Annotated in this window: 28 protein-coding genes; 3 read left to right on the top strand and 25 right to left on the bottom strand. The window is 60.3% G+C overall.

From position 1 onward, the window contains the following. Nucleotides 1-3 precede the first annotated feature (3 nt). Genes ACAX43_RS29625 through ACAX43_RS29640 form a run of 4 tightly spaced genes read right to left on the bottom strand, consistent with a single transcriptional unit; the run spans nucleotide 4 to nucleotide 4,208 of the window. Nucleotides 4-2,466 (bottom strand): VirB4 family type IV secretion system protein, encoded by a 2,463-nt coding sequence (locus ACAX43_RS29625; protein WP_370711897.1) that lies wholly within the window; start codon nucleotides 2,464-2,466, stop codon nucleotides 4-6. Next, nucleotides 2,460-2,723: a conjugal transfer protein gene (locus ACAX43_RS29630; RefSeq protein ID WP_370711998.1), complete on the bottom strand. Its 264-nt coding sequence runs from the start codon at nucleotides 2,721-2,723 to the stop codon at nucleotides 2,460-2,462. The genes ACAX43_RS29625 and ACAX43_RS29630 overlap by 7 nt, the downstream gene beginning before the upstream one ends. A gap of 40 nt (nucleotides 2,724-2,763) precedes the next feature. Beyond that, a complete protein-coding gene (locus ACAX43_RS29635) occupies nucleotides 2,764-3,141 on the bottom strand; it encodes a TrbC/VirB2 family protein (protein ID WP_370711898.1) in 378 nt (125 codons plus the stop codon). Between the two features lie 17 nt (nucleotides 3,142-3,158). Next, nucleotides 3,159-4,208, bottom strand: coding sequence for a CpaF family protein (locus tag ACAX43_RS29640; RefSeq protein WP_370711999.1), 1,050 nt, complete (start codon nucleotides 4,206-4,208; stop codon nucleotides 3,159-3,161). Nucleotides 4,209-4,495: 287 nt separating this feature from the next. Between ACAX43_RS29640 and ACAX43_RS29645 the strand changes: the two genes are divergently transcribed. From ACAX43_RS29645 to ACAX43_RS29655, 3 genes are all read left to right on the top strand, one after another. Next, nucleotides 4,496-4,954, top strand: a complete 459-nt coding sequence (locus ACAX43_RS29645; protein ID WP_370711899.1) for a zinc-finger-containing protein — start codon at nucleotides 4,496-4,498, stop codon at nucleotides 4,952-4,954. Between the two features lie 12 nt (nucleotides 4,955-4,966). Further along, nucleotides 4,967-5,431, top strand: coding sequence for a hypothetical protein (locus ACAX43_RS29650; RefSeq protein WP_370711900.1), 465 nt, complete (start codon nucleotides 4,967-4,969; stop codon nucleotides 5,429-5,431). A 173-nt stretch (nucleotides 5,432-5,604) separates the two neighbouring features. Beyond that, the gene (locus ACAX43_RS29655) at nucleotides 5,605-5,913 is read left to right on the top strand and encodes a hypothetical protein (RefSeq protein WP_370711901.1); all 309 of its coding nucleotides are present in this window, start codon (nucleotides 5,605-5,607) and stop codon (nucleotides 5,911-5,913) included. Nucleotides 5,914-5,989: 76 nt separating this feature from the next. Here ACAX43_RS29655 and ACAX43_RS29660 read toward each other — a convergent pair whose 3' ends face one another. The 21 genes from ACAX43_RS29660 to ACAX43_RS29760 form a co-directional block, all read right to left on the bottom strand. Then, nucleotides 5,990-7,213, bottom strand: coding sequence for a VWA-like domain-containing protein (locus ACAX43_RS29660; protein WP_370711902.1), 1,224 nt, complete (start codon nucleotides 7,211-7,213; stop codon nucleotides 5,990-5,992). 7 nt (nucleotides 7,214-7,220) lie between these two features. After that, entirely contained in the window at nucleotides 7,221-8,147 is a 927-nt protein-coding gene (locus tag ACAX43_RS29665) for a hypothetical protein (protein WP_370712000.1), read from the bottom strand. A 100-nt stretch (nucleotides 8,148-8,247) separates the two neighbouring features. After that, a complete protein-coding gene (locus tag ACAX43_RS29670; protein ID WP_370711903.1) occupies nucleotides 8,248-9,306 on the bottom strand; it encodes an ATP-binding protein in 1,059 nt (352 codons plus the stop codon). A 123-nt stretch (nucleotides 9,307-9,429) separates the two neighbouring features. Next, nucleotides 9,430-9,675, bottom strand: coding sequence for a DUF3717 domain-containing protein (locus ACAX43_RS29675; RefSeq protein ID WP_370711904.1), 246 nt, complete (start codon nucleotides 9,673-9,675; stop codon nucleotides 9,430-9,432). Nucleotides 9,676-9,918: 243 nt separating this feature from the next. Continuing rightward, nucleotides 9,919-10,383: a hypothetical protein gene (locus ACAX43_RS29680; protein ID WP_370711905.1), complete on the bottom strand. Its 465-nt coding sequence runs from the start codon at nucleotides 10,381-10,383 to the stop codon at nucleotides 9,919-9,921. Between the two features lie 134 nt (nucleotides 10,384-10,517). After that, nucleotides 10,518-10,838, bottom strand: coding sequence for a hypothetical protein (locus ACAX43_RS29685; RefSeq protein WP_370711906.1), 321 nt, complete (start codon nucleotides 10,836-10,838; stop codon nucleotides 10,518-10,520). Between the two features lie 30 nt (nucleotides 10,839-10,868). Next, nucleotides 10,869-12,392 carry a hypothetical protein gene (locus tag ACAX43_RS29690; RefSeq protein ID WP_370711907.1) on the bottom strand — a complete coding sequence of 508 codons (1,524 nt, stop codon included), beginning with the start codon at nucleotides 12,390-12,392 and terminating at the stop codon, nucleotides 10,869-10,871. A gap of 82 nt (nucleotides 12,393-12,474) precedes the next feature. Beyond that, on the bottom strand, nucleotides 12,475-12,885 hold the full coding sequence (locus tag ACAX43_RS29695) for a hypothetical protein (RefSeq protein ID WP_370711908.1): 411 nt from the start codon (nucleotides 12,883-12,885) through the stop codon (nucleotides 12,475-12,477). A 219-nt stretch (nucleotides 12,886-13,104) separates the two neighbouring features. Further along, entirely contained in the window at nucleotides 13,105-13,578 is a 474-nt protein-coding gene (locus tag ACAX43_RS29700) for a hypothetical protein (RefSeq protein ID WP_370711909.1), read from the bottom strand. A gap of 8 nt (nucleotides 13,579-13,586) precedes the next feature. Beyond that, nucleotides 13,587-13,979 (bottom strand): hypothetical protein, encoded by a 393-nt coding sequence (locus tag ACAX43_RS29705; RefSeq protein ID WP_370711910.1) that lies wholly within the window; start codon nucleotides 13,977-13,979, stop codon nucleotides 13,587-13,589. A gap of 92 nt (nucleotides 13,980-14,071) precedes the next feature. Continuing rightward, the gene (locus ACAX43_RS29710) at nucleotides 14,072-14,533 is read right to left on the bottom strand and encodes a hypothetical protein (protein ID WP_370711911.1); all 462 of its coding nucleotides are present in this window, start codon (nucleotides 14,531-14,533) and stop codon (nucleotides 14,072-14,074) included. Nucleotides 14,534-14,606: 73 nt separating this feature from the next. Then, complete coding sequence (locus ACAX43_RS29715) at nucleotides 14,607-14,993, bottom strand: hypothetical protein (RefSeq protein ID WP_370711912.1); 387 nt, start codon at nucleotides 14,991-14,993, stop codon at nucleotides 14,607-14,609. 401 nt (nucleotides 14,994-15,394) lie between these two features. Beyond that, the gene (locus tag ACAX43_RS29720; RefSeq protein ID WP_370711913.1) at nucleotides 15,395-16,225 is read right to left on the bottom strand and encodes a PRTRC system ThiF family protein; all 831 of its coding nucleotides are present in this window, start codon (nucleotides 16,223-16,225) and stop codon (nucleotides 15,395-15,397) included. Further along, on the bottom strand, nucleotides 16,222-16,863 hold the full coding sequence (locus ACAX43_RS29725) for a PRTRC system protein A (RefSeq protein ID WP_370711914.1): 642 nt from the start codon (nucleotides 16,861-16,863) through the stop codon (nucleotides 16,222-16,224). The genes ACAX43_RS29720 and ACAX43_RS29725 overlap by 4 nt, the downstream gene beginning before the upstream one ends. Nucleotides 16,864-16,866: 3 nt before the next feature. Beyond that, on the bottom strand, nucleotides 16,867-17,589 hold the full coding sequence (locus ACAX43_RS29730) for a PRTRC system protein B (protein WP_370711915.1): 723 nt from the start codon (nucleotides 17,587-17,589) through the stop codon (nucleotides 16,867-16,869). After that, entirely contained in the window at nucleotides 17,586-18,746 is a 1,161-nt protein-coding gene (locus tag ACAX43_RS29735; RefSeq protein WP_370711916.1) for a PRTRC system protein F, read from the bottom strand. Before ACAX43_RS29735 ends, ACAX43_RS29730 begins: the two co-directional genes overlap by 4 nt. A 96-nt stretch (nucleotides 18,747-18,842) precedes the next feature. Next, the gene (locus ACAX43_RS29740; protein ID WP_370711917.1) at nucleotides 18,843-19,061 is read right to left on the bottom strand and encodes a PRTRC system protein C; all 219 of its coding nucleotides are present in this window, start codon (nucleotides 19,059-19,061) and stop codon (nucleotides 18,843-18,845) included. 8 nt (nucleotides 19,062-19,069) lie between these two features. Further along, the gene (locus tag ACAX43_RS29745) at nucleotides 19,070-19,525 is read right to left on the bottom strand and encodes a PRTRC system protein E (protein WP_370711918.1); all 456 of its coding nucleotides are present in this window, start codon (nucleotides 19,523-19,525) and stop codon (nucleotides 19,070-19,072) included. Between the two features lie 81 nt (nucleotides 19,526-19,606). Next, on the bottom strand, nucleotides 19,607-21,271 hold the full coding sequence (locus tag ACAX43_RS29750) for a PRTRC system ParB family protein (protein ID WP_370711919.1): 1,665 nt from the start codon (nucleotides 21,269-21,271) through the stop codon (nucleotides 19,607-19,609). A 286-nt stretch (nucleotides 21,272-21,557) separates the two neighbouring features. Next, a complete protein-coding gene (locus tag ACAX43_RS29755; RefSeq protein WP_370711920.1) occupies nucleotides 21,558-22,619 on the bottom strand; it encodes an N-6 DNA methylase in 1,062 nt (353 codons plus the stop codon). Continuing rightward, complete coding sequence (locus ACAX43_RS29760) at nucleotides 22,616-22,996, bottom strand: hypothetical protein (protein WP_370711921.1); 381 nt, start codon at nucleotides 22,994-22,996, stop codon at nucleotides 22,616-22,618. The genes ACAX43_RS29755 and ACAX43_RS29760 overlap by 4 nt, the downstream gene beginning before the upstream one ends. Between the last annotated feature and the right edge of the window lie 53 nt (nucleotides 22,997-23,049).

Below are 23,049 nucleotides of genomic sequence, written 5' to 3' on the forward strand. Positions count from 1 at the left end.
CTATCAGTCGAGGGTCATCATTTCGCGCAGATACGCTTCGCGCCAGCCAGGTGCACCTGACGTGTAGTGCTTGTCGAGCACGGCTTGCGCGCGACCGTCCGAGCGCAGCACGGCCAGCGTTTCCTTGGGGAAGCTCGCCTGCAACATCCGGGTCTGGTCAGGCGTGACCCACAGGTAGTCGCGGTTAGGGACCGCGTCAGAGATCATGGTGATCTGATCGGGCGTCAGGCCGAACTTGTCCTGATAGAGGTGCAGGTTGTTTTTCGCATCCGGGTTGGGCAGGTAGATGATGTTCGGGATGTTTTCCTTGAGCACTTCGAAGTCCGCGATGCGCGCGACCTGGACAAGCGATTGTGTAGCCATCATCAATGTGGCGTTCAGCTTGCGGATGGTCACAGCCCAGATCTCCAGGCGCTTGTAGAAGCGCTCGTTCTGGAAGAAGAACCCGGCCTCCTCTACCTCAATAACCGTGTAGCGCTTGCCGTCCAGCCATTGCGCAATCCGATAGAACGCGTAGTCCATGAACAGTGCCGCCGCGACCGGGAAATTCTGGAACAGATCACCCATTTCGATCGAAATGTCGTCCGACAGCGCAAAGGCGTCTTCGGCGTGATCGAAGAAGCGCCCGTTCTTTTCCCCCTGCGTCCACACGGCGAGCCGCTCGCGCAACTCGTCGGGCAGGAATGTGTTCAGGTACGACAGGGTCCAGAGTTCAGGACCGTATCCGTCGCCGAGCGTCTCCACTGCCTGGAAGATCGTCCGCTCCTGAGTCTTGGTACACCGGAACTGGTCGTCCTCGATGGCCATCTGCACCCACTCTGCAACGTATGGATAGTGCTTCTTGTCGTGCAGCAGGGACAGCGGATTGACTGACGTCGCTGCTTCAAACCGGCCCGTCGCGTCGATGAAACGGCCACCTGCGAGCACCGTCGGAATCCGGGTCGACCGATCCTTGTCGAACCGGACGCGGCGCGCGCCGTGCCGCCCCGTCTGCGACATCAGGAAATTCAGCATGATCGATTTACCCATGCCGATCGGCCCGAGGACGAGCAGGTGCGATGCACCTCCGGGTCGGTGCAGGTTGACGCGTTGAAGCGTCTTGTGGCGCGTCGGCAGCATGGTGAGCGGGCCGGTCGTCTGGCCCGACTGCTGCGTGAGCCACTCATTCACCGTGCCACCCTCGGAGACGCTACGTACGGGCGCGATGTCGGACGCCGCGGCTGTCTCGACAAACTGCAGGCGACGCTGCTGGTCCCAGCGCCCAGGCAGTGTCGACGACCAGGCGGCGAACAGATTGTCGCGCTCAACAATCACCCCGAAGCCGGCGTTACCGATTTTTCCGACGACGGCGCTAGTAGCGTCCTCGCATTCCTTGAAGGTGTCGCCATAGACGATCACAGACACGTTCGCGAATCCGTACTGCTGGCCGTCGGCGACCAGCTTCTCAAGCGCGTCTTCCGCCTCGTCAGCCAGCCGCTCGCGACCCTTGTCGTTCTTCTGTTCTTCCTTCGAGAAATACGCCTTGAGGATCGCCCATGGATTGAAGGCAGCGAGCTTGTAGAATTTCCGGATCTTTTCGATATAGCCGGTTGCCTTCGCCGTATCGAGGAAACGGAACATCACGCATACGTCGAGCTCAGCATCGACTTCGGCGAGAACATCGAGCGCCGCCTCCTGAAAACCCAACCATTCCTTGACGGCAACAATCCTGGCGTAGCGCTTGCCGTAGGCGGAGTCGAACATCAGTGTGTCCGCACCAACCGTGATCTCGCTCTCGGTCAGGTGTGAGTCGAGCATCGTCACCGGATACCGGACACGGCGCGGCGGAACGGAAGGATTGGCGCTCTGGTGCAGGAAGGCGAGCGAGTCCTGTAGCAGCAGGCGCGTCATCCTCAGGCGGGTAACGCTGCCCTTGAAGGAATCGAGCACCAACTCAAACCGCTTGATGTCGGTGGTCAGCCGTTCGATATCAAATACAAACGCGCTGCGGGCGAGGATCGAATCCTTCGCCGCCTCGATCATCGCCGAAAACATCGACTTGCCGCCCACCGTCATGTGATAGGCAATCTTGTCGAAAATCTTGTTGACGCCCGTTTCGGGTGTATAGGCAAGCGCAAGCGAGTGCGTGTTGCGGAAATACTTCCCGCTGCCCACGTGCTTGCGGTTTATCGAGTCGATTCGCTCGTCGATGTCTGCGGCGAATTCTCCCTCGATTTCACCCTTTACACGACGGTGTGCCACCCGCCACCATGCAGTAACGCGGTGATCGAAGCTCTTGCACGCGCGATCCAGGTTGTCACGCGCCGCCGAAATGTCCGCCGTATTCGGGCTGTCGGCATCGATCCCGCCGAACGTAAAGTTGGTCAGCAGCGACCCGTCCTTGTTCAGGACAAGTTCAGGCGTGACCATCGTTGCCCAGGGCGCGATCTCCTGGATCGAGCGGGCCAGAAGCTTCTTCTTCAGCATTGAAGATCCTGATCGAAACCGTAGGGGCGCTTGAAACGCGCCGAGAACTTCGTGGTCGGCATCGGCTGGTACACGTCCGCGTAGCGGTTGTAGACCGTCATCACCTGCTTCCACCATGGGTCTTTCGAGCTTTTCCACCGCAGCAGCCAGTGCACGGCAATGCCAACCGCGAGGAAGGTCGGCGTCATGCTCGAATAGCAGAGCAACACCGTCATCGTGCCGTTGGCAATAGCGAGGCCGCGGTCTGCCCCACCCATCTGGCGTGGCAGCGAAAGACCTCGACTGACCTTGGTCGGCTTACGCACAGGCGAACGTGATGCCGAGATGGTTCTTGACGATGTTCACCGCGCAAGCCGCCAGACCCAGGCCGACGAAAACGGACGAGATAATCTTCCCGATCGTGCTTTCCGAGTTCGCGATTGCAACTGCGCCGACGATGATGAGGACGATGCCAATGCCGTACAGCCAAGGCCCGCTGATGTAGGCCTGAATCAGGCAGATCACGTCGGTGGCCGGCCCAAGGTCCGTCATGCTCACAGCCGAGGCAAAAGGGGCGAAGAAGGCAAGCGCGCCAGCGACGAGCGTGGAGCGGATCTCCCGGCGGCTGAGAAAGCGCTGAAACGCGCGAGTAGCGAGTACGCGCAGTCGGGTGCGGGTTGAGGCGAAGTACTTCATTGAAAAACTCCAATCAGTTAGAAAACACGATTGAGGACATAGTCCCCATCCTTGAAACCCTTGATCTCAACGATCTCGGAGACGTGGCGCATCTCGCCCGTGCGGCGTAGATGGATGACATAGTTGAAGCAGTCCGCGATCGATTTGCGCATGTCAGCAACGTCCCACCGGCTGCCTGGCGGGATGCCGAGCATCGCAAGGCTTTCCAGACGGCTTAGACCGCCGCGCGCGTTGTTCGAGTGGATTGAACCGAGGCCGCCGTCGTGCCCGGTGCTCAGCGCCTGGATGAAGTCGAATGCCTCGCCCCCGCGAACCTCACCGACGACAATCCGGTCGGGCCGGAACCGTAGACACAGCGCGACTAACGCCTGTGTCGTGACGCCCTTCTCGGGGTTTGAAAGGAAACGCACGAGGTTGGGCACGCGCAACTTCAGCTCCATCGTGTCTTCGATGGTGATGACACGCTGATCCGCAGGAATCTGCGTGGCCAGCGCGTTAAGGAACGTGGTCTTGCCGGTCGACGTGCCACCAGCGACAAGAATGTTTTTGCGCTGAAGGATCAGCTCGCTCACCGCGGCCATCAGCGCTTCGTTTTCGATGCCCGGAAAGAAGCGATTCTCGTCAGTGCGGTCGTGGAGCGCATGAACCCGCGAGAACGCGCCCATCGCGACGTAGTCGGTGAGCGATAGCTGCTTGTCGTGGTGCTTCCGGATCGAAAGCGCATGACCGTCGATCGCCGTCGGTCGCATCACGGCTGCGATACGCAAACCCTTGTGACCGGCGTTGATGATCCCCTGTGACGTTCCGGCGCGCGCCGATTTCTCGACGGACGCCGCAAGAGACAGAACCGCTCCATTGAGGGTCGCCTGATTCAGTCGCAGATCGAGCCGATGCATCTGCCCACGCCGCTCGACGAACACATTGTCGAAATTGTTGATCATGATTTCGGCAACGTCAGACGCCTCGAAGTGCTCACGTAGCGGGCGGAGCGACTCAAAGAACATCTGGACCGCACTCTCTTCGAGCGGGTTGAGCCTGAGCAGGGGATTTTCGGCGGATTCAGTCATGCTGCTATTGTTCAGGCTGGCAAAGCCCGAAGCAGACCGAAAGAGCGACCAAATAAGGGAGCTTTTGCCAACAGCGGGGCACAGCGGCGCGCGAACATCAATCTCCCGGTTCAACGTCGTCGAATCCGCGCCCGATCGCAGTTCGTTGATCGTCGGCATAGTCCCGGGCCGTCAACCGGTTGACGGGCTTAGCCCGGTAAGCTCACGAAAATCGTATAGCTTTTGCCCATTTTCGATAATCCGCTTACTGTCATGAATCACCCTGAAGCTGCCGTGGAGGCGCCAAAGTGCGCGTAGGCAAACCCGTCAAGGCATTGCCGCAACCGTTGTGCAACTACTGCGGTGGGCGCGCCGCGCTCGCCCGTTGCGGTGATGACACTTATCCCTATCGCGATGACCATGGGCCCGTGTGGATCTGCACCGCTTGTCAGGCCTGGATCGGTATCCATGCGCGCAGCACGCGTAACGTGCCGCTTGGCCGACTGGCGGATGCTTCGTTGCGGGATGCGAAGAGCCGACTGCACGATGCGCTCGAGCCGCTCGTCGCGGGCAAAGTACGCCGTGACCGTGTGAACGCGTTCGAAGCCCGAGCGAAAGCGATCCGCTGGGTCGCAGCCGAGTCAGGCTTTGATCCGGTGCCGGCGTCCATCCACGCGCTCACTCTTGACCAATGCGAACAGGCGCTACGCTATGTCGAGGCGTTCAAGGCCGCGCGCCGTTCGACGTCGGACGACGATCAGACTTAACCACTTTCAACGATGGCAAAAACAATTCCGTTCAACCGAAACCCGCAGGCGGCCCGCGCACGCCGCGCGAAGACCCTGTTGCTGCCGATGCCCCGCGCATCGGCCGACGAGCTTTCGCTGCAGGTTCATATCGCGCTGGACGCGCTCAGGCGCGGCTGCGGCAACGTACAGGCTGCGCAAACGATGACCCAGGCAATGATTCTCACCGGTCTGCTGGCCGAGGCTGGATATGGCGCGGCGACTTTCGATCAGATGCAGAGCGCGGAAAGCGTCATTTCGGCGGCATTTGATCGCGGCCGTGACACCGGTGTCTGGATCCTCGACGAGGATGGATTCGCGCAGTTTGCGACCATCGCAACCACTTACGATTACCAGTTGCAGCGCGCGCCGTTATCGGTAATCGCTGATGCCAGCGACCGACTTGACCGCTTCCGGGCAGGCGAGTCCTTCGAACAGGTCGCACGCAAGCGCGCCTGAGTGCCCGTTTTGCAATTCAGTGTTGTTCGGGCGATGCATGCAGCTTTCCGGATTCGGGTTTATACTTAATTCCGTCTCCTCCATGTCTCCTCCGATATGGATTCAGCCCGCCCTCGAGGCGGGCTTTTTTCTGCCTCTCGTTATAATCCGGCAACCTAAACCGGTATTTGAGAATGAAAGGGAAAATAGCTGACGGCGAGGCGCGCGACCGCCTCATCATCTGGATCCGCCGCCGCATGGCAGAGTTCGGTATCACATTCGAAGCGCTGGGCGCGTCGATAGAAGAAGATCTCGCACACCCGCCGATTTATCGCGACGCGCGAGGCAACGACTGGAACGGGGTCGGTCCGATGCCCGACTGGCTGGCGGCCGCCAAACACGCCGGCGTTGACCCGGACTTCTTCCGCATCGAGGAGAAGCCAAAGGAAGCGCCCCAGCGCACACGGAACGTGGTCTACACCCAGGCGGACCTCTTCGAATAACCGCGCGCCCATAAAAAAACCCGGCTGCATCGAGCCGGGTTTGGGTAAGGGAAACGGGCAACAACAACATGCCCACTCAACAGATCACTTCCATCATCTCGCCAAACGGTGCCTGCTTGGCGCGCCGCAGTGGTGTAGTCGACGCCCAGAGGACGGGAAACCCGGGTGCCTCATCCGGGAACCGCCCGTCCATATCCGTCAGATAGACGAGAAATGCGGGATTAATCCCCTCTTCCGCGACACGCGCGAACGGATCGACGAACGCAGTGCTACCGCCACCCCGGACAGGCAGAAGATCGATCGGGTCGCCCCGTTCGAAGATCTGCACCTGGGTGACGCGCACATCGCAATCCATCACGATGAGCCGCCGCGGCCGCAGACTGTCGTTCACGGCGAGAATCTCCGCGTCGAACTGCGCCTGCGTTTCGTCGAATACCGAGCCGCTGGAATCGCGCACAAACACCGCATCACCCACAGCCGGTTCATGCAGCGCCGGCAGGTACAGGCCCCGATGCAGATAGCGACGGTTAGGCATCGCGAAGCTGTAGTCAGTCGGCGACGCCTGCTGCGCAAACCGGTGCAGGATCGAGCGCCAGTCGACAATCGGCTCAACTGCCTGCCCGACCATCGCCTGCAGCCCGCCGGGCAGACCAACGCGCATCTGGGCCGCTTTCGCAGCCTGTAGCACGGCGACCTTCCACTCGGCCTCCTTCACCGGCTTGTCGTCGCCCCGATACTGGCGTACCTCGCCGCACGAAGGCGCGGATTTGGGGCTCGGGGTTGCGTTCGGAGTGTTCGCGCCGTTCGCGGATTGCGGCGGGGTATTGCCCCCGGATTGTCCACCTGACTTGTCGCCGGGCTTCCCATCCGTTTTGCCACCATCCTTCTTCCCCTTCTCCCTCTTCCGCGCCTCCTGCGCGAGGATCGAGTAAATCTCTTCGGCCGCCATTCCTGAAAAACGAGGATCGATCAGAGCCCCGGCCGGCAGAATGAATCCCGCCGATTTCAGGACCGGGTTGATCGCATGGTCGCAGGCGTCGTTCCAAAGGTCCGGGTCACGATCGCCCATACGCCAGCAGTGACCATTGGCCACGTGCAATACCTCATGCGCCAGCACGCCCCGAACTTCAAGATCGTTCACACTTGCCAGATACGTCGGGTTGTAACCTACCCGCTCCGAGTCGGTCCAGAACGTCTCGCAGGACGGATCCTCCACGACGGCCAGACGAAGCGCCAGCGCACCGAAGAACGGCTGGTCCAGAACAAGCGCGGTGCGCTGCTTTGAGATTCGCGGATCCATGCGTACCTCAGGCAACGAGTCGCAGAAGCGGCGTCTGATTTTCCAGCGCCGGCGCCTGATCCTGCATCGGCTCCGGCGCGCCGCCCATAAACGCCGCCATCAGCCCTTCGATTTCCTGGGCTTTGGCGGCAACCTGCGAGCGCAGCGCGCGAGACTCTTTCAGATCCGCACCGGTATGAACGGCAAGGTGCCTGTTCGCCTGATCGAGAATATGCGTGAGCTTCGGATCGTTGCTGAAATTCAGCTTCGGCAGCAGCTCGCACAGTTCGCGCACCTGATTGGTCACGTCCAGTCGGACGTTGCCTTCCGCGTACAGCCGGTCAGCCAGCTTCGAGGTAGCCTCATACAGACGGCCGACCAGATCGTTGTTGGCCGTCGAAATGCTGGCCAGAACGTGCTGATCAATCTCGCCTTGAAGCGACGAAAGTACGTCGCCTGGCAGGTCAATACCGAACTGGCTTGCGTCCGGAAACGGCAACACGGCCATCTTGATGCCGAACTTTCCGGACATCTGCGCGAGGCTCGGATAGTCCGCTTCGTTGAACAGGCCGTTCAGTTCCGCGCGCGCCTGTTCCTTCAGGTCAAGATAGTCCGTCAGGAAAACCGAAACGGCCAGGTCGAACTCATCCTTCAGCTTGCGCATGTGGTCGGCGAAGTCCATGTAGATCATCGTCGGCAGGAGGCGTACACCCAGCTGGTCGTAGTCCAGCGAGTGATCATAGTAGTACGCCCGGATGCGGTTCCCGATCGACACCGCTTCCTTGTAACTCGGCGCGTGCTCCGGCATCAGCCGCTTGTTAAAGCGCCCGATGCCTTTGGCCTGATGCGACTTCTCGACCTCCTCGGTAACCTTCCCGTCGAAACAACGGGCGTGCCACGCGGAGATCGTGACCGACGACAGCATGACCTTCGATTTGATATCGGTGATGTTCATGGATAACTCCAGCAAAGTAAGGGTATGGATGAGGCAGACAGAAAAAAGCCACGACGCGCGGATGCAGGTCGTGGCCAGAAACAGCAGAAAACAGAAGGGGTTAGTTGCCCTGGATGATCTTTCCGATCTCACCGCCCTGGGCACGAACGAATGCGTCGGTGTTTGCAAGCGTCGGGGTGCGACGAAGCGCATCGCGCACAAGCAAAGCCCCGAACTCACGGTGCCCACCACCGATGATCCGGTCCGTGTACGTCAGCACGCGATCGAAGTTGCCTTCGTTGGAGTACGCAGCGAGAGCCGCGGTCACCGCATAGAGCGCCGAGGTGTTTTCCGGGATCGGGGCGGTATCGGGATTCAGCAGAATCGAATCCGGTGATGGAAGCTGCCTGTAGATTCCGAGGAAACTCATGAACTCTGCCGCGGCTTCGCCGCCGACCGTTCCTGAGTACGAGAGAAGTTCCAGTCCCCTCGCCACAACGGGCATCGTCTTTCCCAAAAACCCCCAGCTTCGGGGACTCGGCGAGTTCTCGATGTCGCGCCCTCTCTTTGGGACCGAGAGCAGATCCGGACGGAAACGAAGGAATGCGATCAGCTCGACCGGTTGATTGTTGCGGACCGCCCACGCCGTCCAGTCGTTGACCGACGGCTGCAACTCAACGACCGTCGCGAAGCGTGAAATGACGGGATCGAGAATCCCCGTAACCCCAGCGTTGTCCGTACGACGATTGGTGGCAGCGACGAACGTCACATGCGGTGGGAGGGCATGGGTACCCACGCGCCGTGCAAGCAGCAGTTGCATCTTGGCCGCCTGAACGGCCGGAGACGCCTGCCCGAGATCGTCCAGAAACCAGATGAGCGGCTTGTCGCTGTTGACCGCCCGCTCGAGATCGCCAAACGGGAGGTGCGCCGCCGTCATGCCGTCTTTCGACGGAAACGGCAAGCCCTTGGAGTCAGTCGGATCCTCGACAACCGGGTGACTGATGAGCAGATCGTGATTAGTCGCTTGCGCGACCTGTTCGACGATGTCGCTCTTGCCGATGCCCGGACTGCCGGTGATGAGCACTGGCAGTTGTGCCGGCACGTAGGCCGTGAGCAGTTCGAAGAGTTGAGCCGGATTGACAGTGGGTCGCGTGGCGACCGGGGATGAAGGTGCGTTCATGGGTCTTCCTGAGAAAGAAACCCCCACACGAACGACGCCCCGCAGGGACGTGGTCCCTGTGGGGAAGATGGAATGCCGCGATGCGGCAGATCGATGCGTCAATTGACGCGGAAAAATGCAGTACTACGGTTTCGCCCGTTCCAACGCAGTTTTCTGCGCGGCGGAGATTTTCGCTATCGGCACGCTCGTGCGCCGTTCCACGATCATGCGCCCGTAGAGGTCCGCAAGCGTGCGTGCCTGGGTGCAAAGGATCAATGGCTCGTCGTCGCTTACTGGCGAGGGCGACCGGTTACGCCAGACGTTGATCGCATTCTCAACCTCGACGATCGTTACATCCGGCTCTTCAGGTGGTGCGGGCTGCTGGTTCATGGGATACCTCATCGTGAGCCCCACGAACGACGCCCGAGGGGACGTGTTCCCGGCGGGGCAAAGTGGAATGCCGGCATGCGGCGGATCGATGCGTCATGGACGCAGGTGATTACTGAAGTCTAGGCGCCTGCCGTGATAGCACTCTGCAGAAAGGTTCGATTTTCGACCCAGCTTTGGGCAGGCGAGCAAACCTGTAGCTCAAAAAAAAGCCGACGCGTAAGCGCCGGCCCGTTCAAACGATGATTAGAAAAGCGCCAGGGAACACTCAGCATCGAGCTGCTTCTCGATCTGTGCCCGCAACTTCGCGACTCTGGCGCGATACTGCCGCGCTCTTTCGTTAGCAGCCCCGCTGTGCTTTTCGACGACGTAGATGAAATAGCCGGCTCTCGCCGGACCTCGCCAACCTGTCCACTCGGCGATGATCTGCCCGCGAACGCTCGGCTCACACGCGAAGTATGCGGCCCTACCCTCACGCCAGTGCTTCGCCTCGAGGTTGCGCATACGCTGGTCACCTGCAAGCGCCATCCGTTCCCGACGCTCTTTCTCGGCGTCGACGTCATTCATCGGTGCCGGTGCAAACTGATGCGCGAACAGCGGATACTCGCGGTCAATCTTCTCCTGAGCCCGCTTGTGCCGCCGCAGGTAGGCAGCTTCCCTTCGTGCGGTCCACGTCAGGCCTTCGACACGCGGTCTGCGGTCAAAACGCATATCGGTCTCCAGTTAAAAAGCAGCGCCGGCAAAAGGCGCTGGAATCGGGTATAAAAAAGCCCTCCAGACGCAGTTGCGCGCGGAGGGCTGAGAAACGACGACAAATACATTTCGTGGGGCGGTGTTTTTACGGCTTATTTTCCTAACAGACGAACCGAATACGCTCCTGCGATCTTGCGCTCCATCTCGACCACAAGCGCCGCGACGGTCTGCTCGATTTCGCTCTGAAGCATGCCGCCTGGAAAAATCGCATGGCTCGCGGCCAGTACATTTTCGCCTGCACTGGTGAAGTCCGCGTTGGTTAGCCACCACCGATTGCCCTCCTGACTGGAACTCAACCAGATGCTGGCCTGCTTCGGCGCAACAACGGTCTCGAATGTCTTACTGAAGGCATCGACGATCCGGTCTTTTCGCCAGCCAAACCGCCCAAGACACTCAACGATCATGTCTTTCATAATTCGCTCCTGAAACGGTAACCGAAAGGATCAGGCCGCGAGCCGCGCATCCAGCACGGTCCTGGCGTACGCCAGGGTGCCGTCTTTCGCGCGCAGCGCGCGACCTTCCTTGCTGACAGGGTTCACAAGCGCATACTGCCGGCTCGCACCTTTGCGCCAGTCGCGAAGTTCGACAAAGCCCTCCGCGATCGACTCGTCGACGTGGGCCGCACCGCTCACCAGGGAGCCATCAGGACGTCGGTACTTCGAGCCCTCGGCCGCCTCTCTCGCCCGTCTCGCGTCCTCCGCGCGCTGTTCCGCCTCGCGCCGGACTGCCTCCGCAGTCTCCCATGCAGACTGGGCCGTTTCATCGAAACCACAAAGGGCGAAGACCGCGCGACGTCGATCGGCTGGCTTCAGACCGCGGAGTTTCACGCCAAGCACCTCACGCACTGCCTGCTTGCTGATCCGGTTGCGATCGTCTGCCGTATCGAGCACCGACAGCAGGAACTCCACGTTGCGCTCGGCGAGCCCTGTGGCGAAGCGGTTCGGCCATTCGTAGGTCGACCGGCCATGATCGAGGAGCGCCATCTGGTGTTTCAACCGGTATAGACGCTTGCTGATATGACCTTTGGCAAGCTCGTCCTCGGCTCGCTGAAGATCAACGGCGCGCCGGTTATCCGCCACCAGCTCACGCAGGCGGGTTGCAAGCGCCGACACCGGCGTGCCGAGATCGAGCGGAGACATGAACCGGTCTGGCAGCGGTAGTGATTGCAGCAAACCGACCTCATGGAGCCGATCGTCGACGGCGAGCGGGTTGAAGTCGTCCGGCAGTGACCTCACAGCGTCGAAGTACACGGACACGGTCTCGCTGGTGAGCATGATCTTCTCGTGCCGGAGAACTTGCGCCAGCGCCGCCCACTTGCGTGGGTGCAATGCACCACGCAGTTCAGGCACGTCGAGCAGCGGGCGCGCCCATTCCAACCCATACTTGAACGACTCCCCCATCGCACGGTAATCGGCGATGACCGATTCTGGAACCGGTCGATTGGCCACAAGCGCATAAGCGACATGCACCTCGTGCCGGCCATTCATCTGACGGCTAACCGGTTCAAGGGGGCCGTTGAACCCGAACCCCAGGCGCTCCATCGCAGCCCGGTCGATGCAATTGGAAAACTGGAAGTACTCGCCGCAGGCCTTTGCGGCTGCCTTCTCAGCCTCGATCTGGCTGGACGAGAACAGCATGCGCACGTCCCTGTCCAGGCGAAACAGCGCCTGGAAGCTTTCCCAGTGTTGCGGACGAACTTGCCATGGTGCTGCTATCTCGCTGCCCCGGTCAAACCAGGCGGTCGCGGCCTCGTCGACGAGCGACGCAGCGAATTCCGCTGCCGCCTGCGTGTGACGGATGGTCAACGCCCCGTTGAAGCGCGTCACGTTCACCGGCCAGTCGTCGCGGTAAAGCTGGACGTCGGCCGTGGCCACCGCCTTGAAAGTCGGTTCGCTCTGGAACAACTGAAACACTTCGATCAACGTCTGAAGTGCAAACTGGGAAGTAGGAGTAGTCAGGGTGTACATGCTTGCCTCATGCGAATAAATGAAGAGGCAATCACCCCGTGGGGCGATTGCCCCATATGGGAAAAGATGAAACGGGTGATGCTCAGTCGATATCGAGCAGCCGTGCGACGACCGCCGCAACCGTCCAGGCTTGCGAGCGCGATAGCGATTTGATGCGCATCAGTGGAATGCTTTGCCAGCCGCTGCCATCGGCCTCGTCAACTACACAAACGAAGTCCGCCTGGATGATCCAGCCCTCCGACGTGCCGCGTTCAACCGAGAGACTGACCCGGTGGCGCCGCGCGAACGTGGCGGGCCATTCGGTCGCGGGGCGAAGACCGTACTGCTTCTCGTTTGGATCGTCCATGTAGTTGGCTATTGACACCCACTCGGGCTCGATTTCGGTGCGTCGTAGGGTTCGAGCAACCTGATCAACGACCTTCGCGACGCTCTTGCCGACCGGGTCAAACGGGGCCGCAGCAAGCTCGACTGGTAAGTCCATGAGTTGGGACATGAATGCGTTCCTGAAATGAAAAAAGGCCACACCTTTCGAAGGTGCAGCCTTTGATTGATGGCGGGCTGCATGGCGCAGCCCAAAGTCAGTTTTTGGTCTAGTGGGAAACACGAGAATGACTGCGCTCGCGATCCGCCTTGCGGCCCCGGTTGGTCATGTACGAGCCATACGCACAGACCGCCAGGCCAATGGCCAATGCAAAAAGTCCTAAACCCATGTTCATTCTCCGTTCATGGAATCCATGCCTCTTAAAAACAGTACCACAAACAGGACGACGAGGGCCGAAACGTTAAACACGGCAGCCAGCGTCCAGACCGTTATCGAATGCCCGTAGCCGACGGCGCCCGCGGCGGAGGCGGCTGACAACGTATGAGCAAAGCGCCCAAACTGCTGGCGTTGGTCCTTGCTCCACGAATGTCCGAAGTTGAACAGACGAAACCGGGAACGAGACTTTTTCGCGGAAGCGCTCTCGCGCGACACAGAAAACGTGCCGTCCACCCGGGCATCGAGGTGCACCGAGACGCCACCGATCATCGCCGTCACTGCTGGTGGTGCTTCGGACGCAGCCAACTCGCGCAGGATCGCCGCAAGCCGCTCGGAAGGCGCCACCGTTTCAAGTTGCTGAATGAACGTCGCGCGGTCGGCGATGCTCATGCCCGACGGGTATTCGACGAAGATATCCACGATTTCCATGGCGTCTCCTATCGGCGTTCCGCGTCGAGCCCAGCGGCGAGCCGCAGGCCGCCCAGCAACGAATCGTAACCGTCACGAGAGGACAGCTGCTCGAGCGGTACCGCGTTGTCGCCGCCACCCGACAGATCGGCGCGACCGCGACGTGTGCGGAACGACATCGCTACTGATTGCCTTGTGGGCGAATCAGCGACTTCCAGCATGACAGCGGGGGTACGGAGGGTAACTCGACAGCCGCGACCGCTGCGTGCCGACTCAGCGACGATCTCGTGCTCGCCGGAGCGAAGGCGAAGATCGCGCGCCACGCGGCGCAACATGCGCGTAGCGTGGTCGGTGATGACGGCGTCTGCTGACACGCCCGCACTGCGGCGATCGGCGTAGAACACCTTGGGGATTTTGAGCATGAATGACTCGCGAAAAGAAAAAAGCGAGGCTCCCTTTCGGAAGACCTCGCTATGCAGGAAATGTCCGGCGGATGCCGGCGTGGTGAATTGCGTTAATGCGTGACGCGCAGTCCTGAGTTGGACGACACGAGAAGCACGTGATCACCCGGAGCGAACGCCTGATCGTCGGGTTGCGCGACGACGAGCGTGCGAACAGCGTTCGTACGCACGATGATCTCGAGCCCAGCGTGATGCGACAGGACCGACGAAATCTTCTGCGTGATGAAGCCGGAAGCGGCTCCGGTAAGGGCGCCAGCGATGTAACGACCGTTGCCATTGCCGATGGTGCGGGTGCCAAGAAAGGCGCCCACCCCCGCACTCAGGAGAGAAGTCAGCCCGGAGTTATCCGAACTGGCCTCGATCGTGATGTTGCGTACGCGAACGACAGTGCCCTCTTCGAGCGTGCCTGCGCGCTGGACGTCGTAGCGCTGATACGTGTTCGGCGAACCGAAGTCGGTACCTGCACATGCCGTCAGAAGGGAAAGAAGAACGATGCTGGTGATGAGCTTGAACATGGTTGCCTCGAAAAATGGACGGCAACCGGCCCGTTAGGGTGGTTGCCCTAACGGGAAAAACTGACGGAGAAAATCAGATGACTTGTGCTGCAGCGAAGTGCAGGCCGCGGCGCGGCGATGCACCGGAAAAACCGCGTGCGAGCAAGACGATTGCTGCGACCAACGGCGCGACGAAAAACACGACCCAGAATCCAGCGCCCTGCAGAAAGGCGCCATGGGCGTAACAGTGGCCCGTCACCGACTCCAACATGAAGGCGGCAAAAGGCAACTGATGGGACGAGATATGGCCCACGTATACATCGAGCGCAGCGCGACCTTCGCCCTGCAACAGATGCATTTGCGAATTTGCCTCATATACACAGCCGTAAATCACCATCGCGCAGCCGATCGCAAGAATCAGGCAGACGGTCATGGCGAGGTTTGCAGCAGCGATGAAGGCAACCGCCTTTTGCTTGAACATGGATGTGGCTCCTAAAAAAACGGGAGCCGTGTCCCGTTGGGAATGGCTCCCAACTGGGTTGAAGACGAGCAGAAACTCGCCGTAGACGACCGATATTCGTCGGTCCAAAGTTTGAGCACTCGGGCAAGCCAGAGCGCTCGTTCGATGCGCAAAAGCGCGGGTAATAGAACAAGTCTAGGACAGTGCGGACAGCACGAAGCCTGGAAACGTCGCTAGATCAGCCTCGCTTTCGATATCCGGCGATTGCGAATGCAAAAAAGAAGCCGCTCCCCTTCGGGAACGGCGCCGTTTTCCATGAAATTGACGCGGCTCTACCTCTTGCCCAAGTCGGTCAGATAAACGTCGAACAGTTTCCGGTTCGACCAGGAAAAACGCCGCCCCCTGGATAGGAAGCGGCGTCGTTACGCTGCGGCGGACTTCCGGCTTTTTCGAGCCTTCTTTTCCTTTGGTGGAGGCGCTTCGTATCCGAAGCGCGCCCATGCCGCTGGGTCAATCGGGATCGGGTTCGTTCGCCCCGTTGCAAGGTTCACGAACACGCCCGAATACTTCAAGGTGCCAGTGCTGTATAGCGTCCAAAGAAGATTGAACGCCTGGATCGCAATGGCCGAGTTGATAACCAGCGACTGCTTGCGCAGCGCCTCGGCCATGGAACAGCTGGGCGTCTCATCTGCCGCGTCCTGCAACGCATCGATGAGCTCCGGGAACAGGTCGCCGACGTGTGGCAGTCGATGCGGACTTTTCTGCAGAGCGGTCTTGGGCATCATCTGCCCGAGAATCACCTGCCCACGGTCCGTATCGTTGCCACAATCCAGGTAGTACACGGACGCGCCGGCGAGCGAGTCGAGAATCGTCTTTCTCGCTGCGCGCGTATCCACACACCCGATCACCAGGTCGACGTTGTACATCGCCGTACGACCAGTGAGACGCTGTGTGACCGCCCGCCAGCGGGTGCCCATGAGGACATTCAACCTGTTGACGATCAGCGACGCCTTGTGACTGCCGACATCGTTGGGGTAAAACCCCTGGCGCCCCACGTTTGTCGCACTGACGACATCATCGTCGTAGACGGTGCAATCGATCCCGCCGGGATGGCCGAGTTCGAGCATCGCATGGTGCAGCCGGGCAAGCGAGGGCAATACTGCACTGCCCGTCCCCCCGGCCCCGACCACGACCACGCGCCATGGTTGGCTTGCCATGTGTCCAGGCATCTTATGAACAATAGCCTCGGTCATACAGCCTCCGTCGCCCAGACAGCTTCGTACCATGCCATCGGCACGCGCTCGGTTTCCTCGAATATTCCCTTCGCGCACAGGCGTGCGGCAATACTCGGCTTCAACCGGTCGCAGTTGCCAATGACCAGCGCCATCTTCACGTCGCGACGGTCATCCTTGTCGTCTTTCGGCGAGAATCCGGCCGGATGCCAACCGTGTGAGTGGCAGTCCATAACCAGTAATTCGTCGCCCAAAAGCGCTGGCGGCTCATAGTCCAACGAATCACCGTCGTTCGAGAGAATGCCAACGGGAGCTAGCCGGAAGGCCTGCGTCGTTGGACTCCACACGATCCACGCACCCGTTTCGTTGGGATGCGCCTTGCGCGCCATCGTTGCGAATTGCCCGATGAGATCGGGCGGAACGCGATCAAAATACAGCCTCGTCGATTCCACCACACGGCCATACGGCACCGCGGTGCGGACGTGAAATTGCGCCACCTGCCTGACCAGACTGATCCAGCTCCGGCGTATTTCAAGAAACACCCCGTTTTCGGCGATCAGCAGGCGCTCACCGGCCGACTGCATCTCGGCGACCGCCTCGTTGCGCGGCACCATGACGGTCGGAAACGACCTCTGCAGCGTCATATCAAGAATATTCATGTTTCAGCCTTTGGGGCCCTGGGCGATCAGATCGCCCAGAGTCCGGTTCATGGGGACGAGACGCTTCAGGGGGAACCGCTCGCCGTACTTGCCGGCCAGCATTTCCTTCCAGAACGCGTATTCGCCACGCGGATGATCGACACGCTTCCCACCAGCGTTGGGGTGCGTGAATGCAGATTCAAAAAAGCCGCTCTCCCAGCCGCCAATCGACGAGGCGTCGATGCGATCGGGAACATCCGCGCTACCGATGCAGATGCTGCCGTGATCCCATGTGTTGAAATAGGGCGGCTCGTATAGGGCCGTCTCAGGCGTGGGCCGTCCCGATCCAGCTAGCGCGTACACGTAAAAGCCCGTGGTGCTCGCCTGAAAGATCAAGCCCGGGTGAGGCACAACGGCGCTGACTGTCCCGAGTTCGCGGCAGTCGAAGAACACACGCCGCGTAACGGGGCGACACCACCAGGTGATGGCCGTGGGGTCGATCGAAAGCACGGTGTCGGGCAGAAACTGGCCTGCCACCGCGCAACGCCTGGCGAGCGCGTTCACGCTCTCGAACAGCGCCTTGCGATCAACCGGCCGACCTGCGCCGATGACGGGACGCTTGCCGCTGTGCGTGACCGGATGAACGGTCGCGTACATCGGGGTGTTTCCCTGTTCCGCGTAAATGAGAATCGCGCTGGTCAACGAGAGCTCGTCGCAACGGCTCGACCCAAGATGAACATGTTTCATTGAGATCCCCCTGCAGGGTCGCGAGTAATAAGGGCTGCCACGCGATCCACGTGACGAAGCATGGAAAAGCCAAGCGACAGGTCGGCGTACTGCCGGCGAATGTCGTCTGGAGACGTTGCAAGCGCGATGAATCCGTGAAAAAGCGATCCGTCGCCGCCATTGCTGAAGTAGTTGTAGTGCGTGTCGAGCACGTCGGTGACGTGCTCGTCGTCGCTCGCCGCGATGGACGTGGCCGCATAGACGGTCTCGGGCCTGAATGACCAGTCGAACAGAGGTCGCTTCCCGGCGCTCGCCAGTAGCAGCGTTAGCTGCTCCAGTTCCGCGCAGAGATTGCGGATCCATCCTGTCTGGGTCCATGCCAGGCGTCTGAGCTCGGTGATACCGAGCGCGGAGAACGTCCGCCAGCGATGCCGGCGCATGTCGTAACGTCCGATCTCCATGCCCTTCGGGCACAGTTCGTCGCGGACGACAGACGGAAGAAAATGATGAAATTCCTCCGTGTCTTCGCCGAACCGTTCCTTGAGCATGTCAACCGCGTCGTCGTCCGTACACCACGGATCTCCATCCCAGTGCCATTGCGCAAACAGGGAAAGGAAGTCGTCCGGCGTACGCATGACTAGCGTTCGAAAGGATGCGCGATTGATCAGGATGAGTGCGCTTGCGAGCAACCTCGGATGTGCCGCGGCGAGTGCCGCCGCACGCTCCTCAATCACGAAGACGTGGTCCTCCTCGGTCTCGATGCCCAGATACAGCGGCGACGTGACTTCGAACTCCCCCTCGTTATCCAGATACATGATCTGGTCGCGAACCGCTGGCACATCGAACAGGACTGGTGTGAAACGAATGCGCTGGAACGCGCCGCACCTGCGCGCGACCCAGGCAAAGAACGCCTGGGCCATCGCATCGCCGGCCCCGTTGAACGTCTTCACGTCCGATGGGTTGAGATATCCGGCTTCGAAATGACTACCAACCAGCGCTGCAACTTCACGGTCGGTGCGCCACTTCAGCTTCGCATTTCCCGATACCGCACCGGATACATCCGGAAGCGTCAGAAAATCATGGGTAGTTCGACGTCCGGCAATGGCATTGCGTGCCGGTTGCCAGTCGATGCCGTTTGCAGCGAGGTCTTGACCAGTTGTGCGAGGATCGAAGAGCATTGCTCGATCTCCTTGTCATGAAAAAAAACCGCCCTCTCGGGCGGTTCAGTCGATGTCTGCATCGCTTCATCGGCGATGCTCTGCATGAGCGCGCGCTTACGCATCGCTACCCTTCGCACCCGCAGCACGCCGGAACGTGAAGCGGGCGACGTCGCCGATGTACTCCGGGCCTTCGATTGCGGCCGTCGTGAGTTCCGGATACTGCGCGGAATACAGATCACGCACTTCCTGCGGCGAGAACGTCGCACCGGGGTCAGCGAAATTCACACCGTTGTAGACGAATTCACGCAACAGCTTTGCGATTGAGATGGACATGGATACCCTCACTTGATCAGGGAGAACAGGTCGGTGCCAGCAGGCTCCTCGGCGACGGGGACTTGGGATGAAGGCGTCGATGCGTCGGAGCTTGCGCCCGCCTGATCGTCGTCCTCCTCCTCGCTGTCCGCGTCGGTTGCCGCCCGGGGGACAGCTTTGCCGCCCTTGGCAAGCGACTTCTGCGCTTTGGATGCATGGCTTTTCTCAGCTTCCTGCAGGATCGCCGTGGTAGCCGCGACCTGCTCGGAAAGCGAAGCGTGAACAGCCGAATACGCGCCGATGGCCGCGGCGAACCCCTCATCGAGTTCCGCCGGTGTTCCGGTGAGAACAAGCGGCTGACGCAACGCAACCTCTTTCGAATCGCCCTGCGGTATCACAACCACCGCCAGCTTGTCGCCGTCCGTCTTGAGCACCATTTGCAGCTTGCCGCTAGCTCGCACCAGCGCGTCCAGTTGTTGGAACATGAAAAACTCCTGAGAAAAAGAAACACCGCTCGGTGGCGGCGTATGAAGTTAGCGACTTGACGCCGTAAGCGTCATGCTGGATCAGAACTTGAGGACCTTCGGCAGCTTCCCTGCGTAGTCGAAACCTTCGACTGCAAGTAGTGCTTCAATGACCTCGGGCTTCGATTTGGCGAAGACCTTTTTGAAACTGTCTCCAAGCGCGGCACGAATGCCCAGCTCGTCGGCCAGCACCATCATTTCGGACTTGGTAATCAACTCCAGAAACTCCTTGTCGAGCTTCCAGTGTTTTTTCAGGTCCAGTTTGTGGGTTTTGCAGAGCTGCGTCAGGTAGGTGACATCGAGCCCGTCGATCGCGGAGAACAGCATTCCGATCATGAGGTTTGCCAGCGCGGTTTCGCTAGCTGCCTGCACAACTTCGACGGCCTTGGGCAGGTTGCTCACCGGCGCCTCGGTTCCAGCGATCCGCTCGAACAGCTTTCGGAACACGCTGTCATCGATTTGCCGCGCGTGGCCACTGAGCACGATAGCGATCAGATACTGCCGCGCCAGATCGTGACTCATCCCGATGTCGGCACGCAGCGCCTTACGCCAGAGTTTGACCCGATAGGTTTTCACCTTCTCGGATTCTGCAATGACCGTGACCGATGGATTGGTCGACGTCGAAGCACCTGTGGCGCCACCAGTTGCGCCTTTAGTTGCCGGCCTGGCCTTGTCTCTGGCCGGTTTATCGGGCTGAGCGGCGGCCTTCTCCTGCTGGATGCGCTTCCCGACCATCTTCATGTTGCAGACGGTGTCGAAGCACTGACCGCGATAGACCTTGCCGATCGAGTCGGGAAGCGCGCTCACGGCCGCACCGTAGTTCGCACAGGCATGGCAGGCTTTCGCCTGTTCCAGTCCGACGCCCTTCGGTCCGTCAACAGCGAGCTGCACGCGGGTGTTGTTGTCGCCCGCGCGGACAATTCGCACTACCTGAAACTCGTCGCGCAACGGCATCGCGACGGTCTCAAGCTGCTTTTCCGTCTTTTCGTTGAAGCAGGTTCGGTTGGTGCAGTTGCCCGTCCCGATCGCTTCGCCGAACATTTGCGCTTGCGTCGAGGAATTGTGCTGACAACCAGCGCAATCAGCCTTGTCAAAAATAGCTGACGTTAGCGCGCAGGAAGCACTCTCTACGAGTTTCCGGACATCGGCGATCGAGCGCTTCTCGGCGACGATCACCGGCAGAACCTTGTCCTGATTCTCTTTCGAGAGCGCGGCGAGCAGCTCGGCGATGCCGAGGCTGATTCGTCGCGCGTTTGCCGCCTCAAGAACAGCCTGAGAGCAGTTCATAAGCGCGAGACGGCTATCCACCGTGGAGCGCGACCAGCCGAGGACCTTCGCGACTTCGTCGCGGTCGCCGCCGAGCAGACCGAGCATCTCCGCCGCGTCGATAGCCTCCTCCGAAGGGGAGAGATCATCGCGCTGCGAGTTTTCAGTCAGCGCAATGATCCGCGCATCGACATCGCCCACATCACGGATCGAGACTGGCATCGGATACTCCTCCCCGTGGGCCACCATCGCAGCGCGATATCGGCGCCCACCGGCGATCAGCTCGAAATCGACGTCGTTCAACGGACGCACGATGACAGGCGTATCGACGCCACGTGCGCGAACGGACTCAGTCAGTTCCGCCATCTTCTTCGGATCGAAGTAGGTCCGAGGATTCCGGCCGAGCTTGATGTGCTTGAGGGGAATAGTAGGTTGTTGCATTGCAGGTTCTCCGGAGAGGGAACCTGCTCCCGTTCGGGAGTGGTTCCCGATGGGGTTTAACAGCGTGTTGCCGGGCATGCCGGCGGATCGATGCGTCAGAGACGCGGTAGGTACAGCAAAGATACCTTCAGCAAACACCGGCGATGCGGCGGAAAGACGCGGAAAACATAGCGTCTTTGACCCGCTACAGGCGAAAAAAAACCCGGTCGTAAGACCGGGCCTTAAACACACTTCGCGTTCTCGTGAATGCTTCTCACGTGAATAGCCGCCAGAGATTAGCCGACCATTAGAACAATGTCATTTGCCCAATACGATCAAAGATCGTAGTCTCGCGTTGAACCGCGCGAGCGTTTTCAGTCAACTGGTCGAAGAGGTCCACGACCGACTCGCAAGTACCGGCTGCATGGAGTCCGCCTTCGCTGCGGACCGCGACAGCAACGTCGCCGTCGTCTTCCTCGCAAACAACTTCCGGATGCTCCAGGCAGGCCGCCAGCGTCGGCTGTGGCGCGCTCGATATTGGCAGGTCTGGCATCACAGGACGGGGCGTCTGCGCTTCGTCCTGTTGCCGACGCCGCAAGGCTGCGTCTGTTTCCGCCTCACGGCATCTTCGGAGCTTGCGATTCCATCCGACAAGAACATGCGCCGGCGTGTACCAGACACCCCAGACCTCGAGTGACAGCGCATTGCCGTGAACCACGACCGCGGGGATACCTAGCAACGACAACTGGACATACGCCATGTGAACGCAGCGGGGATCGATGTCGACGCAGGTTGCGTGCAGAGTCTCGGGATAGTTAAGACCGGCCTGATGCATCGCCTGCGCGGTCGCCACCACCATGCCAGCCGACCCGCATGCCGGCTCCTGCAGCGTGACGAAGCCCTTCTCGCGTACATCGGCGCCGTCGCCCACCGTCATCATTGCCATCAGCAGGGACACGCTGAAAGGCGTGAAGAATTGACCCGCGCGATCGTTGCCCAGCTCGAGCGCCATGAAAAGCTCGCCGAGCACGTCGCCCAGTCCGCTATCCGGCACCCATGTGCCACCAGGGTCTCCGATCGCGTCGACGCGCGACCGATAGCACAGTTGAAGTTGCGCAAACATCGCGGCAAAACGCTGGACCTCCTCGGGCTTGTACTTCCCGACGATCTCCAGATACCGCTTCTCGCGTGGCTCGAACTGCGTGCTATCTACACGGTTGCTGATCGCAAGCGCACAGATTTCAACGAAGTCCGAGAAGACGGAGTAAGGATCATGCGAATGCGAAAACTCTCGCATCGACTTGATGATCGCGGTCTTGTATGGATCGCTGCCCATTGCCGCGCGCTCGACCCGCTGGCGACGGCTCATTGCAGCTCTCCGGCCGCGGCGCCGATGCCACCGAGTTGCGCCTCGAGGACGGCCCAGAGGCGGTCAAAGTCCGGCACCTCACCCAGCGTGAGTGAGCGTTCGATGTCGAACCCTGCCCGCGAGAAAACCCCTTGCCGGTTGACGACAGGTTGTGCTTCACCCCGCGAAAATTGACGCCTCGCTTTCACTATGATCCTCGAAGCGAGCGTCTCATACGCGTGGCGCAGCTCGGCAACAACCTCGTGAGTGGCAGGCACTTTGACCGCCTGTTCCCCACTCGCGCCGAAGAGGCGCCGTTCTGTTGCAGCGACGGCACTGTAATGGCGGTGCGCTGCTGTCTGCGCGTCGATGAAAGTATTGATGAAGTGGTTGTACATGCCCGACTCCTGAAATGAACGAGGCATGCCCCTTAGGGCAGATGCCCCAAAGG

It is taken from the genome of Paraburkholderia sp. IW21, assembly GCF_041321145.1.
Lineage (GTDB): Bacteria > Pseudomonadota > Gammaproteobacteria > Burkholderiales > Burkholderiaceae > Paraburkholderia.